This window comes from Streptomyces litmocidini, from assembly GCF_014649755.1.
In the GTDB taxonomy this organism is placed as follows: Bacteria; Actinomycetota; Actinomycetes; order Streptomycetales; family Streptomycetaceae; genus Streptomyces; species Streptomyces litmocidini.
In genome coordinates, this window is the sequence record NZ_BMTQ01000008.1 from 99,474 (window position 1) to 112,221 (window position 12,748).

General features: G+C 69.8%; 10 protein-coding genes, 4 pseudogenes and 1 riboswitch. Of the genes and pseudogenes, 8 read left to right on the plus strand and 6 right to left on the minus strand.

Going from position 1 to position 12,748, the window contains the following annotated elements; all coding sequences use genetic code 11:
* Positions 1-485 precede the first annotated feature (485 nt).
* Complete coding sequence (locus IE180_RS19005; RefSeq protein ID WP_308434418.1) at positions 486-1,340, minus strand: bifunctional 5,10-methylenetetrahydrofolate dehydrogenase/5,10-methenyltetrahydrofolate cyclohydrolase; 855 nt, start codon at positions 1,338-1,340, stop codon at positions 486-488.
* Positions 1,341-1,368: 28 nt separating this feature from the next.
* Positions 1,369-1,476, minus strand: a riboswitch (ZMP/ZTP riboswitch).
* A gap of 419 nt (positions 1,477-1,895) precedes the next feature.
* Between IE180_RS19005 and IE180_RS19010 the strand changes: the two are divergent.
* The 3 genes and pseudogenes from IE180_RS19010 to IE180_RS19020 all read left to right on the plus strand — a co-directional run.
* A pseudogene (locus tag IE180_RS19010) lies at positions 1,896-3,071 on the plus strand (GAF domain-containing protein); the annotation flags it as partial.
* A 44-nt stretch (positions 3,072-3,115) separates the two neighbouring features.
* A complete protein-coding gene (gene exaC, locus IE180_RS19015) occupies positions 3,116-4,639 on the plus strand; it encodes an acetaldehyde dehydrogenase ExaC (RefSeq protein ID WP_190158274.1) in 1,524 nt (507 codons plus the stop codon).
* 406 nt (positions 4,640-5,045) lie between these two features.
* Positions 5,046-5,174, plus strand: a pseudogene (locus tag IE180_RS19020) (IS5/IS1182 family transposase); the annotation flags it as partial.
* Positions 5,175-5,309: 135 nt separating this feature from the next.
* On the opposite strand, the gene IE180_RS19025 reads toward IE180_RS19020, so the two are convergent.
* From IE180_RS19025 to IE180_RS19035, 3 genes are all read right to left on the minus strand, one after another.
* The gene (locus tag IE180_RS19025) at positions 5,310-5,864 is read right to left on the minus strand and encodes a dihydrofolate reductase family protein (protein ID WP_190158091.1); all 555 of its coding nucleotides are present in this window, start codon (positions 5,862-5,864) and stop codon (positions 5,310-5,312) included.
* Positions 5,865-5,960: 96 nt separating this feature from the next.
* Positions 5,961-6,596: a helix-turn-helix domain-containing protein gene (locus IE180_RS19030; protein ID WP_229860613.1), complete on the minus strand. Its 636-nt coding sequence runs from the start codon at positions 6,594-6,596 to the stop codon at positions 5,961-5,963.
* Positions 6,597-6,976: 380 nt separating this feature from the next.
* Complete coding sequence (locus IE180_RS19035; protein ID WP_190158093.1) at positions 6,977-7,297, minus strand: ArsR/SmtB family transcription factor; 321 nt, start codon at positions 7,295-7,297, stop codon at positions 6,977-6,979.
* Positions 7,298-7,414: 117 nt separating this feature from the next.
* Here IE180_RS19035 and IE180_RS19040 point away from each other — a divergent pair, with 117 nt between their 5' ends.
* The 5 genes and pseudogenes from IE180_RS19040 to IE180_RS19060 form a co-directional block, all read left to right on the plus strand.
* Positions 7,415-7,732: a hypothetical protein gene (locus tag IE180_RS19040; RefSeq protein WP_229860615.1), complete on the plus strand. Its 318-nt coding sequence runs from the start codon at positions 7,415-7,417 to the stop codon at positions 7,730-7,732.
* A 146-nt stretch (positions 7,733-7,878) separates the two neighbouring features.
* Positions 7,879-8,877, plus strand: coding sequence for an AraC-like ligand-binding domain-containing protein (locus IE180_RS19045; protein WP_229860647.1), 999 nt, complete (start codon positions 7,879-7,881; stop codon positions 8,875-8,877).
* A 323-nt stretch (positions 8,878-9,200) separates the two neighbouring features.
* Positions 9,201-9,662 carry a DUF2871 domain-containing protein gene (locus IE180_RS19050; RefSeq protein WP_190158095.1) on the plus strand — a complete coding sequence of 154 codons (462 nt, stop codon included), beginning with the start codon at positions 9,201-9,203 and terminating at the stop codon, positions 9,660-9,662.
* A 7-nt stretch (positions 9,663-9,669) separates the two neighbouring features.
* Positions 9,670-10,037: pseudogene (locus IE180_RS19055) on the plus strand (DUF4267 domain-containing protein).
* Positions 10,038-10,083: 46 nt separating this feature from the next.
* Positions 10,084-10,242: pseudogene (locus IE180_RS19060) on the plus strand (cupin domain-containing protein); the annotation flags it as partial.
* An 809-nt stretch (positions 10,243-11,051) separates the two neighbouring features.
* Here IE180_RS19060 and IE180_RS19070 read toward each other — a convergent pair.
* Together IE180_RS19070 and IE180_RS19075 are read right to left on the minus strand one after the other, a co-directional pair.
* The gene (locus tag IE180_RS19070) at positions 11,052-11,258 is read right to left on the minus strand and encodes a hypothetical protein (protein ID WP_190158096.1); all 207 of its coding nucleotides are present in this window, start codon (positions 11,256-11,258) and stop codon (positions 11,052-11,054) included.
* 20 nt (positions 11,259-11,278) lie between these two features.
* Positions 11,279-12,730 (minus strand): radical SAM/SPASM domain-containing protein, encoded by a 1,452-nt coding sequence (locus IE180_RS19075; RefSeq protein ID WP_190158097.1) that lies wholly within the window; start codon positions 12,728-12,730, stop codon positions 11,279-11,281.
* Positions 12,731-12,748: the final 18 nt, after the last annotated feature.

The following is a 12,748-nucleotide window of genomic DNA, read 5'->3' on the forward strand; positions in this document are numbered from 1 at the left end:
GGATCGGTGCGGATGCGGTCGGTGCGGATGGGGACGGCCCGATCGGGTTCGCACCCGTCGAAGAGCCCGTGTCGGTGGGACCCGTGCCGGTGGGACCCGTGCCGATGGGAAGCGTCGCAGTGGGATTCGTACCCGTCGGATCCACGTCAGTCGGATCCGTACCGGTGGAAGTCGAAGAGCCCGTGTCGACATCGACATAGACATCGACATCGACGTCGGTATCGACGTCGGTATCGGTATCGACTTCGATGTCGGTGGGACCGGACGGACCCGGACGGCCCGGTTCGGGCTGCGGAGTGGCGGTCGGCGGGTGGGACACAGGGACCAGGTTCGCCGTTCGGCGGCGGCGCGGCCAGCCTTCACCGGCCGTCGGGCTCGACCCGTACAGAATCGTGACGATCGCCGGCCCCGCGCGCTCGCGCCGCCGCCGCTCCCCCATCACCGCCGCCGCTCCCCCGTCACCGCCGCCGCCCGGTCACGGCCGCCTACAGGCCGAGCTGGCGCTCCGCGCCCTCGACCGTCTGGGCGAGGAGCACGGCGATGGTCATGGGGCCGACTCCGCCGGGGACCGGGGTGATGAGGGAGGCGCGCTCGGCGGCCGACGCGAAGTCGACGTCGCCGACGTTGCCCGGGTTGTAGCCGGCGTCGATGACGACGGCGCCCGGCTTGATGTCCTCGCCCTTGATGAAGTTCGGCTTCCCGACGGCGGCGACGAGGACGTCGGCCTCACGGACGACCGAGGAGAGGTCCTGGGTGCGGGAGTGGCAGTAGGTGACGGTGGCGTCGCGGCCGAGGAGGAGCAGCCCGGCCGGCTTGCCCAGGATGGCGCTGCGGCCCACGACGACGGCGCGCTTGCCGCTGAGTTCGACGTCGTAGGCGTCGAGAAGGCGCATGATGCCGCCGGGCGTGCAGGAGACGAAGCCGGGCAGGCCGAAGCCCATGGCGGCGAAGGAGGCCATGGTGACGCCGTCGACGTCCTTCTCCGGGGCGATGGCCTCGAAGGCGGCGCGTTCGTCGATGTGGGGACCGACCGGGTGCTGGAGCAGGATGCCGTGCACCTCGGGGTCGTCGGACAGGGCGGTGATGGCGGCGACGAGCTCCTCGGTCGTCGTCTCGGCGGGCAGTTCGACGTGCTTGGAGCGGATTCCGGCCTTCGCACAGCGGTTCTGCTTCATCTTCACGTACGTGACGGAGGCCGGGTCCGCGCCGACCAGCACGGTCGCGAGGCACGGCGTGACACCGGTGCGGCGGGTGATCTCGGCGGCTCGGACGGCGGTCTCCTCGACCGTGCGGCGGGCGAGGGCCGTGCCGTCCATGAGGGTGGCGGTGCTGATGGACATGGAAACTCCTGGGCGTCGTCTCTGACCGGTGGTTCGCCCAGGCGCACGGCATCGGCACGGGCGCGCCGCTACGGCACGCCCTGCCGGGCCGCTCCCCGGTGGTGATCCACCTCAAGCGCCAGTCACGGCCCGGACCCCACTCTACGTGAGCGGCCGGGGGCCGGTCCCGGACAGGGTGCGCATGCCGTGGCGCGAGGTGGCTTGCCGGGTGGCCGCGGGCGCACCACGATGAGCGCGACGGGCCGGGACGACCTCGACGAGGAGGCCGAGTTGAGCAATGTGTGGAGGGCCGCGGAGCCACGGCCGGGACGGGCACCGGCGGCGGAATCCGGAGCGGCTACCCGCCCGGGGACGGCCCGGGGTGCGACGTCCGACAGGGGTGCGTCGGCGGACCTCGACGCGGACGCCGGTCGGGACGAGGACGGGCACGCGGGCACCGGCCGAGGCGGGGGCGGACGCCCGGGCACCGGCGGAGGCACCGGTCGAGGCACCGCCCCGGGCGCGGACGCCCGTCGGGGCGCGGACGCGGACCCGCACGTCCGGGAGGCACGTCCGCTGGTGGCCGCGTCCTGGCGCCGGTCCGTACGCGCGCGCGTGAGCCCTGACGGGGCGGCGCGGGTCGAACTGGACGAGGACGAGCTCGCCGCGTGCCGGGAAGCCCACCCGCTCGCCTCGGCGATGCCGGTGATCCGGGAGCTGATGGGGGCGTACGCGACGGACGGCGAGCACCTTCTCGCGGTCTGCGACGCCGCCGGGCGCATGCTGTGGGTCGAAGGGCACCCGGGCACCCTGCGCAGGGCCCGGGGGATGAACTTCGTCGCCGGGGCCCGCTGGTCGGAGACGGCGGCCGGGACGAACGCGCCGGGCACCGCCCTGGCCGTCGACCGGCCGGTACAGGTCGTCGCCGCCGAGCACTTCCGGCGTCCGGTGCGGGCGTGGACCTGCGCCGCGGCTCCCGTGCACGACCCGCGCAGCGGGCGGGTGATCGGCGCGGTCGACATCACCGGCGGGGAACGGCTCGCGCACCCGCACAGCCTCGGCTTCGTCCAGGCGGTGGCCCGTGCGGCCGAGTCCCAGCTGGCCCTGCTCGGACCGGCCCCGGACCCGGAGCGGATCAGGCTGTCGGCGCTGGGCCGGGACGAGGCGGTGCTCTCGGTGGGCGGGCGACGGCTGCGGCTGAGCCGCCGTCACAGCGAGATCCTGGTGGTCCTCGCACACCGGCCGGAGGGGGTGGGCGGTGAAGAACTCCTCACCCTCCTGTACGAGGACGGGTCGGTCACGCCGGTGACGCCGCGGGCGGAACTGTCCCGGCTGCGCGCGTTGCTCGGCCCCGACGTGCTGCGATCACGGCCGTACCGGCTCGCCGCCCCGGTGGACGCGGACTTCGCGACGGTCGACCGGAGGCTCGCCTCGGGGGCCGTCACGGCGGCGGCCGGGGAGTACGCGGGCCCGCTGCTGCCCGCGTCGCTCGCGCCCGGAGTGGTGCGGCTGCGGGAGCGGCTCGCGGACCGGCTGCGGGCGGCTCTGGTGGACCGGGGCGATCCCGGACTGCTCGCCGACTGGGCGTACAGCGCGTGGGGCGAGGACGACGTGGTGGTCTGGCGAGCGCTGTGCGCCGCGGTGCCGACGTCGCAGCTTCCTCCCGTACGGGCGAGGCTCGACGCCCTGGAGGCGGAACTGTCCGTCGGCGCAACGGGTTTGCAACGTACCGTTCACCACACTCGGGCGTGAGCACCGGCCAGGGACGGCCGGCGCGTCCGAGGGAGGCCATGTCCATGACCCGTTACGCCGCGCCCGGCACCGACGGCGCGCTCATGTCGTACCAGGCCCGCTACGACCACTGGATCGGCGGCGAGTACGTCGCCCCGGCGGACGGCCGCTACTTCGAGAACCCCAGTCCGGTCGACGGCCGTCCCTTCACGGAGGTCGCGCGCGGCACCGCCGAGGACGTGGAACGCGCCCTCGACGCGGCGCACGCGGCGGCCCCGGCGTGGGGGCGGACGGCGCCGGCGGAGCGGGCGGGCGTCCTGCTGAAGATCGCGGACCGCATGGAGAGGAACCTGGAGGCGCTCGCGGTCGCCGAGACCTGGGACAACGGCAAGCCCGTGCGGGAGACGCTCGCCGCGGACATCCCGCTCGCGATCGACCACTTCCGCTACTTCGCGGGGGCGCTGCGGGCCCAGGAGGGCGCGCTGAGCGAGATCGACGACGACACCGTGGCGTACCACTTCCACGAGCCGCTGGGCGTCGTCGCGCAGATCATCCCGTGGAACTTCCCGATCCTGATGGCGGTCTGGAAGCTGGCCCCGGCGCTGGCCGCGGGCAACGCGGTGGTCCTCAAGCCGGCCGAACAGACCCCGGCCTCGGTGCACTTCTGGCTGAGCCTGGTCGCGGACCTGCTGCCCCCGGGTGTCCTGAACGTCGTCAACGGCTTCGGGGAGGAGGCCGGCAAGCCGCTGGCGTCCAGCCCGCGCGTGGCGAAGATCGCCTTCACGGGCGAGACGACGACAGGCCGACTGATCATGGAGTACGCCTCGCGGAACCTGAAGCCCGTCACGCTCGAACTCGGCGGCAAGTCGCCGAACATCTTCTTCGACGACGTGTGGGCGGCGGACGACGACTTCCGCGACAAGGCCCTCGAAGGCTTCACGATGTTCGCCCTCAACCAGGGGGAGGTCTGCACCTGTCCCTCGCGCGCCCTCGTCCAGCGCGGGCACTACGCCGACTTCCTGGAAGCGGCGGTCGCCCGCACGGAGAAGATCGTCCCGGGCCACCCCCTGGACACGGACACGATGATCGGCGCGCAGGCCTCCGCCGACCAGCTCCGCAAGATCCTCTCCTACCTGGAGATCGGCCAGAAGGAGGGCGCGAAGATCCTGACGGGCGGCCGGCTCGTCGAGCACGGGGGCGAGTTGGCGGGCGGCTACTACGTACAGCCGACCGTGTTCGAGGGCGACAACCGCATGCGGATCTTCCAGGAGGAGATCTTCGGCCCGGTGGTGGCGGTGACCTCCTTCACGGACTTCGACGACGCGATCCGCACGGCCAACGACACGCTCTACGGCCTCGGCGCCGGCGTCTGGACCCGCGACACGAACACCGCCTACCGCGCGGGCCGCGCGATCCAGGCGGGCCGCGTCTGGACGAACTGCTACCACGCCTACCCGGCCCATTCCGCTTTCGGAGGCTACAAGCAGTCGGGCATCGGCCGAGAGACCCACAAGATGATGCTGGAGCACTACCAGCAGACGAAGAACATCTTTTGTAGCTACTCCCCGAAGGCAGTGGGGTTCTTCTAGCGTCCCAAGTCTGGATGCCGACAAGGAAATTGCTCACCAGGGCCGGCCGAGATAACTGCTCTGGTTCGTCACGTCGCGTAGTCGAATCGGCCGCCCAGCTCGCACCTGCGGACCAGTCACGGACCAGACTCCCGCCCGGCGTGAGGCAGGCGACAACCCTCTGACACGTATGGCGGAAAGACCTAGCGGGACCGCTCAGGCTCAGCAGCACGCTCCGCGGGCGTGGGAACAGGCTTCGAGCCAGACCGCTCTCATCACATGGTCCGCATGACCGTCGTGCTGGGCGACCTCGTCGCGGATCACGCTGTTGAGGACGTCGGCTCCGTTGTCGAGCGCGGCGCGCTTGGTGGCGCTGACGCCGGGGCAGTACCGGCGTTGAGGTCGTAGAACCTGGGGTAGCCGAGGATCCGGACGGCTGGCAGTCAGGCGGCGGGAGATCGGGACGCGCTGGCGGCGCCTTCCCGCCTCTCGACAGGCCATGCTCGCCCTGCCCCACCTGCGGTGCGGTGACACCTGGACCCAGCCGGCTGCCGGGTCCTGGAAGGTGTGGCCGCCTGGCAAGGGCAGGTCCGAGCCGCAGATGTTCGCGGCGGAGCACCGGCGACCCGCCCACTGATCCTACGACACCGCCACGGAACGGAGCAGCCTGACCGCCGCTACGGTCCAGTGCTCAGCGCACCGGGCGGTAGGTCGCGATGATCACGCCGCTGCCGGTGGGCTCGGCGCTCACCAGTTCCAGCTTCTTCAGGGCGGCGTCATCCGCGAACAGCTTCTTCCGGCCCTCGCCGGCCACCACCGGGTGGATCAACAGCACCAGTTCGTCCAGCAGATCAAGTTCCAGCAGCGAACGAACCAGCGTCGGGCTGCCCGCGACGGTGATGTCCTTGCCCTCGCCTGCCTTGAGCTTCTCGATCGCGGCCGTCAGATCGCCGTTGATGAGCGTGCTGTTGGCCCAGTCCTCGACGCTGTCCAGCGTGGAGGAGACGACGTACTTGGGCGAATCGTTGATCCACTTGGCGAAACCGGCGTCCTCGCCGCTGGTCACCGTCGGCCAGTACTCGGCCCACTCGGTGAAGGTCACCCGGCCCATCAGAATCGTGTCCGCCGTTTCCAGCGCCTTCCCCAGCGCGGCGCCCATCTCCTCGTCGAAGGCGAACTGCCATTCGTTCGGCGACTGGACGACACCGTCGAGCGAGATGAACGGACTCGAAACGACCTTGCGCATGATTCCTCCGTGATGAGTTCCGGGCCGTCTGCCCGGTTACGGTCGGGACGGCCCCGCGACCGGGACGAGCCGACCCCGTCGGCTACGCCAGGAAACCTACGCGGGCGCCGAGGACGAGTGCTTGTACAGAAGCGACAGGGGCTCGACCCCGTCCGGACGGCTCAGCCCAGTGGCGGTCCGGCCGATGTACCGGGTCAAGGACCGCGCCAGATGCGGCTGGTCGAAGTAGCCCAGCCGGTGCACGACGTCCTGGGCCCGTTCACCCTCCTGAATCAGGATCGCGGCCTCACGGGCGCGGTGGATCTGCCGGACGGCACCCTGGGTGAGACCCGTCGCCGCGACGAAGCGCCGCTGGAGGGTGCGCTCGGAGACATCGGGGGCGGCGCCGTCGAGCACGGCGGGCACGATCGGGTCGCGGTCCACGATGCCCTCACGCACCATGCGCCGTACGAACGCCTCCGCGTTGTCGTAATCGGGTGGGTGCCAGGCGGAGCCCTTCAGCCAGACGGAGCGCCGCGTCACATCGGGTATCTCCGCGTTCCTGCCCACGAGCCGGCTGACCGGTATGTGCGGCATCGAGGTGCCCAGGGCGAAGCTGATGCCGAAGAACGTGGCGTCCTCGGGGACGGCGGCCGGACACGCCCTGGGTTCTGGGCCCTGTACGACCGCCTGGACCTGACCGTGGTGCTCCCAGAAGACGAGCTCCCAGTGTGCTGCCGCAACCGACGTCATCCGGCCCACTTCGTCGCTGCGGCTGCGCCACACACGCTCGATGTACGGCAGCTCCGACGGTCTGCTCTCGATCTCCAGACCCAACCGGATCCCCCCGTTCTCCGCTGCCTGAGCCGTCAGTGTGCCACGCCGCCTGGCGGCCAGGCCGCGTGCGAGATGCGCGCGGGGGGCCGGCGCGGATCGGTCCGACGGAATGGTTCGCACTGTCTCGTTCTCGGTTCCGGACCGTGTGCGCGCCGCCCGGCCGGGTGGTGGTCACCCCCGGCTCGACCCTGGCGCTCAAGGGATTTCGGTCGGTGGCGACCCGATACGACGGTGAGGATGTCCAGGTGCCGCCTCGGGCAGTGATCTGGCTGTGGTCGCGTTCTTGACCTGCGGGGTCACGCGATGTCGGCGTGGCGGTCGACCTCGTCGAGGACGGCGTCGAGCAGACGGGGGAAGCGGGCGTCGAGCTCTTGGCGGCGGAGGGTGACCAGGCGGGTCTTCCCGCTGGTGCGGACGGAGATGACGCCAGCTTCGCGCAGGATGCGCCAGTGGTTGGACAGGGTGGAGCGGGCCACGGTGACGCCTTCAGGGCTGCAGGTGCATTCTCCGTCCGCGGCCAGGCGTCGCAGCAGGTCCAGGCGGACCGGGTCGCCCAGGGCGTGCAGCACGGTGGCGATGTCGAAGTCCTGGGGCTGGGGTTGGGGCAGCGCGGGCATCGGTTCGTCCTCCTCCGGGTCTGTGTCTATGATGACGCACGATTCCACGATTCGGGAATATCGAATTGACCTTGAGGGGTGGGCGTGAAGGTACTGAGGACACTGGCTCGGCTGTACGTGGACGATCTGGACCGGGCGTTGCCTTCACTGCGCGAGCTGACCGGGGAGGACGTCCGGACGCGCTTCCCCTACGCCGACGTGGAACTGGCGGGTATCGGCGGATTCCTGGTCGTGGCAGGGACGGAGGAGGCCCTCGCCCCCTTTCGGAACGTTCAGAGCACGGTCCTCGTCGACGACCTCGACGGCCTGCGCGACCTTCTGGATACGCACGGCGGCGAGATCCTCTCCGGCCCGAACCAGGTCCCCACGGGACGTAATGCCACGGTGCGACACCCTGGTGGCATTGTTTTCGAGTACGTCGAGCACGCCGCCTGACGGCCTGACGCGGGTAGCCCGACGGGGCCGCGCCGCACGACCCGTCGGACACTCCCCAGGAGCCCCCGCGCGACCCGCGAGTGATCGTTGCGCCGGTCGAGCGAGAAGGCCGAGCCGGGTGGAAGAAGCAAGCTGGAGGCTTGACGGTGTGGCAGGGGGCGGATTCGGTGCAGGTGCCGGTGACGGACCGGTTCGATTGGTTCGCGCAGACGGTGTCCAGCGCGTTGATGCCGTCGGCGTTCACTCCGCAGGACGCTGCCGGATTCCAGGCGGAGGGCGCCTTCCTGGACCTCGGCGGGGCCCGGATGTCGAGGTTCTCGTTTTCACCGCTGCTTTCCTGGCGCACGCCGGCCCTGATCCGTCGTGGGGATCCGGAGCAGTACCAGCTGGGGCTGGTGACCGCGGGAACCGCCTGGTATGCGCAGGGGGAGGGCGAGGCGGAGCTGCATGCCGGGGACATGGTGCTGTGGGACACCTCCCGCCCGTACAAGTCCGGTTCGGGCCTCGACGGCGGCACGGTGGACGCCCTCGTCCTGCAGATACCCAAAGCGCGGATGCCCCTGCCCTCGCGGCAGATCGACCGACTGCTCGCACGACGCATGTCCAGCGGTACGGGCGTGGGAGCGATCCTGGCCCAGTTCCTGGTCTCCCTGGCCGGGAACGGCCCGGACTGCAGGCCCCTGGATCTGGCGGTGCTCGCCAACACGGCGGTGGAGCTGGCAGTTTCGTGCCTGGATCAGCAACTGGGCGCGGAAGCGGACGCGTCGGCCGACGCCCGGGCGCAGGTCATGCGGCACCGTATCGACGCCTTCATCGAACAGAGTTTGGGCGACCCGGGCCTGACGCCCCGTGCGATCGCCGACCATCACCACATCTCGCTGCGCACCCTGTACACGCTGTTCCAGAGCCACGACGACCTTCAGGGCGGGAGCGAGGGGGTGGCGGCGGTGATCCGCCGACGTCGACTGGAACGCTGCCGGGCCGACCTGGCGCGTCCGCAGCTGCGCCATCTGGCCGTTCACGTCATCGCCGCTCGGTGGGGGTTCGCCAGTACGGCGACGTTCAACCGGGCATTCCGTGCCGCCTACGAGACCACTCCGCACGCCTACCGCACCGAGGCGATGGAGTCCGGCCGGAAGGCATGACCTGCCGGACACGTCGCACATCCGCCCGGGGCGCGTGAGCCGGACGACGCTCGACGGATCCCGGGCGGGGTGAAACCCGTACAGCCTCTTCCAGGACGCGACCTCGCACCGTCCTTGCACGCGTTGCCGGTGAGGTCCGCACGCGATGCACCTCACCCCATGGGGCGCCGACCTAGCATCTGGAAGCAAGACCGACATCGGACGCCTCGATCTGCCGCAGCCGATCAGAGCCGATCGCTCATAGGCGGCGCGGTCGTTGCCCCTGACTGTTGGCGTTCTTGCCGTCAGCCGTGGAACACCGAACCCGAAGAGAGCCACCGCGCATGAAGAAGCTCCTCAACGCCGCCCATCTCTACATGATCCTCGGGGTGGTCAGCGGCCTGTACTACCGGGAACTCACCAAGGCCGAGCATTTCACCGGGCAGACCCAGTTGGGGGTCGTGCACACCCATGTCCTCGCTCTGGGAATGCTGTTCTTCCTCGTCGTGCTGGCCCTGGAGAAGCTGTTCTCCCTGACCGCCAGTGCGCTGTTCGGCTGGTTCTTCTGGATCTACAACGCGGGCCTGGTCATCACCGTCGGCATGATGACCCTGCACGGCACTCTGACCGTCCTCGGGCACGACAGCGGCGCCGCCGTCGCGGGCATCGCCGGCCTTGGTCACATCCTGCTGACCGCAGGCCTGGTCCTGCTGTTCATCACGATCGGCAAGCGCCTGCCAGCTCAGCCGCGGGCATCCGCTGCGGGCGCGACCACCGCCTCCCCCGCAACGCTCCAGGAGCGGTGAAACCTCCATGACGATCACCGCATACGCCCTCGCCGTCCTTCTCGATCTGCTCGTCCTGTTCGTCGGTGCGAGATTCCTCCACTCCCCGTATGCCGCGGCGAGCGGCTACGGAGTCGCGTCCACGTCCGGCGGCCCCACCGCCTACCTGCGGATCAAAGGCCTGCGTGACAGCAGTTACGGCCTGCTCGGCCTCGCCCTGCTCGCGTTCGCCGGGCCCCGTGCCGAAGCCTGGTACATGCTCGTCGTCGCACTGCTGCCCCTGGGCTACACCTTCATCGTGCTGCGCAACGGCGGATCCCGGCGGCCGCCTTCGGCATCCACTTCGCCACCGCTGTCCTGGTGTTGGTGACGGCCGCCCCGTTGTTCACCCTCTGATCCGGCCCCCTCATCGCCGTCGAACCCCTTCACGAAGCATTGACGGATGTCCCTCATCACCGGAGATTTCGACGAATCCGTGGTGGTCCGCGCCGCGCAGGCCGAGGTCATCGGCCGGGCCCCGAGCACTGTCCGCCTCCTGGCGGACAGCAGCGCAACCGGTGGCGCCCTGTCCGCTCAGCGGGTCACCCTCACCAAGGGCGCGGCGTTGCAGCTCTTCAAGGACTGCGTCGTGCGTATCGATGGGGCTGAAGCCCGCCTCCGCTACTGACCGGGTGATCGGCCTTCTGTCGGAGCCGGCACGGACCTATCGGGCCGCAGGCCGGTTCGAGCAGGCTCTGGCGGAGATCGGCCCGTCGTTCGTAGCGGGTGCGGAGGCGTTGGAACTGGTGCGGCCGGGCGAATGTGCGCTCGACCACCCGGCGCGCCTTGCCCGGTCCGGAGCCATGGGCTACGCCGCGTCGGGCGATCAGGGGCTTGATGCCGCGCTTGCGCGGCAGGCGGCGGCACTTGTCGAAGTCACGGCCCCGGTCGGCGTACAGACGCCGGGGCTCGCGGCGAGGACGTCCCCGAAGCCCCGGACCGACGGGACGGCACCCAGCAACAGCAGGAGCTGGGTACCGTCGTGCCGGTTGCCACCCGGTCTGGAACACGCAGCCGCCCGGAGAGCGAAGGCGTCACTCGGGAGCAGGCGGCAGCAGCGGGGCCACCCGCTGCCCGCAGGGCGTCAGGAACAAGATCAACACACGTCCCGGACACCCGGCCGACCGGCATCGCCAAGCACAAGTCCCGCAGCTCGATCCATTCCGAAACGATCAGTTGGACTGACAAGATCGTGACGTGCGACTGCCGGTCGATCACTGAGAGGCCTTGGTCGGCCTGCCCCCGCGTCGTCAACGTCGTCGACTGCGCTCACGTGCGGGATCGGGCGAGTGCTGCACGGGCGAGCCGCTCGTCGGCGCGGGCGAGATGCCGATCCGGGTCCGACCGAGCACCCCAAGCCTCACCCGGGAGTCAGCAGCGGGGCCCACCGGGCATGCTGATGCATCCGGGCGAACATTCCGAGTTCTGATCCAACATGTTGCCGAGGTCCGCGAGCTGCTCCTCGTCGAGAACGATCCGCAACCCCTTTTCGGACAGGTCGATGTTCGCCTTCGAGATGCGAAGCGTGTCCTCGCACTCCGATTCCAGAGACTCAGGCACCTCGGGTTCGTCGGGCATGATCTTCCCTTTCTCGGCCGTTACCGCGCGTGCTGAGCGAAATCGCCGGCCATCTTCGCGTAGATACGATTCTTGTCCTCAGGCGTGCACGTGGTAATCAGGCGAGAGCCGGTGTTCTTGCTGTCGCGTACGCGGCACGTCCCTCCGCAAAGATACCGAATCTCGCACGTCTTGCAGCCCTCGACATGGTCGACGTCGATCTGTGTTGCCAGTCCCGCCACCAGGTCGACGATGTTGCGCACGGGCATGTCGTCGATGTGGCAGACCTTTCCGTCCAGCAGGTGGCACGGGTAGACCGACCCATCGGGTCCGATCACCATCTGATCGGCGTATCCGCATGTGGCCATATGACGCGTGATCTGGGGAGCGGCACCGTTGACCGCCGCGAGGAGTTCGCTCACTTCCTCCCGCGACGCCGGACCGGCGGGATCGATCTGGCTGCCGCGGCCGTGCGGCATGATGCCGTAGGTGAATTTGAAGACGACGTTCGGGGCCCCCGCGAAGCGATCTCGCAGCTGAGGAAACTTCTGTACCCAGTTGGGCCATGTGGCGGGCACGATCGTCATTCCGATGCGCGTCGGAGTACCCAGTTCGGCCAACCTGTCAACCGCCGCGATCGCATGCTTGAAGGAGTTGCGGCCGCGGATTTCGTCATGTGACTCGGCGTCGGGTCCATCGATGCTGATCTGCACCAGGTCGACCAGCGGGTGAATTTGCTCGGCCAGCTTGGGAATCAGCAGACCGTTGCTGAACAAGGTCACCTTCATGCGGTGCTCCTTGGCGGCCGCCATGAGCTCGAGGCAGCCGCTGTGCATCAGCGCCTCACCGCCGGTGAACAGCACCTGCTTGCCCCCGAGCGCGGCGAAGTCGTCGATGAACCTGCGCCACCGCGCCGTCGGGAGCTCGTTCGCGCGATCGACGTGCGGGCTCGAATCCGCATAGCAGTGTGCGCATTCGAGCTGGCAGGCCTGCGTGAGGTGGAGGCGGGCGAACACCGTGACGCCTGAGGGCGTGCGGTCACGGTAGCCCGTCAAGCCGCGAACCAGCCCGGAGGTCGCCAGGAGGGACACGACGTTCGAAGCAACGCTCCATCCGACGTCGTTCGCGACGCTGCGCGGCGACTCGCCGGCCACAAGTCTGACGATGAGCCGGTGCTGTGCGTCGTCCGCCACTGCCAACGCGGCCTCCTGGACGCCGACCCAGACGTGGGAGCCGTTCACCGGCTCGTGGTGCAGTTCGTGGACCAGCGGCACGGGTTCGTCGAGCGCGAGCGTGAACTCCGCCGGCCCCGAGTCGGCCGGCGCTGCGCTCAGCGTGACGTGTTCGGCCTGCTGGTCGGCCGCTCGCTGCACCAGGGTACGCATTTCTTCCTGCAACGCGAGGGCGGAGATGTTCCGCGGGCGGGCTTTGGACGTGCATGACCCGCACCCGGACGTGTTCGCGACGTTCAAGAGCGGCAGCTGTTCCAGCATTCCGCCTCCATTCGTGGG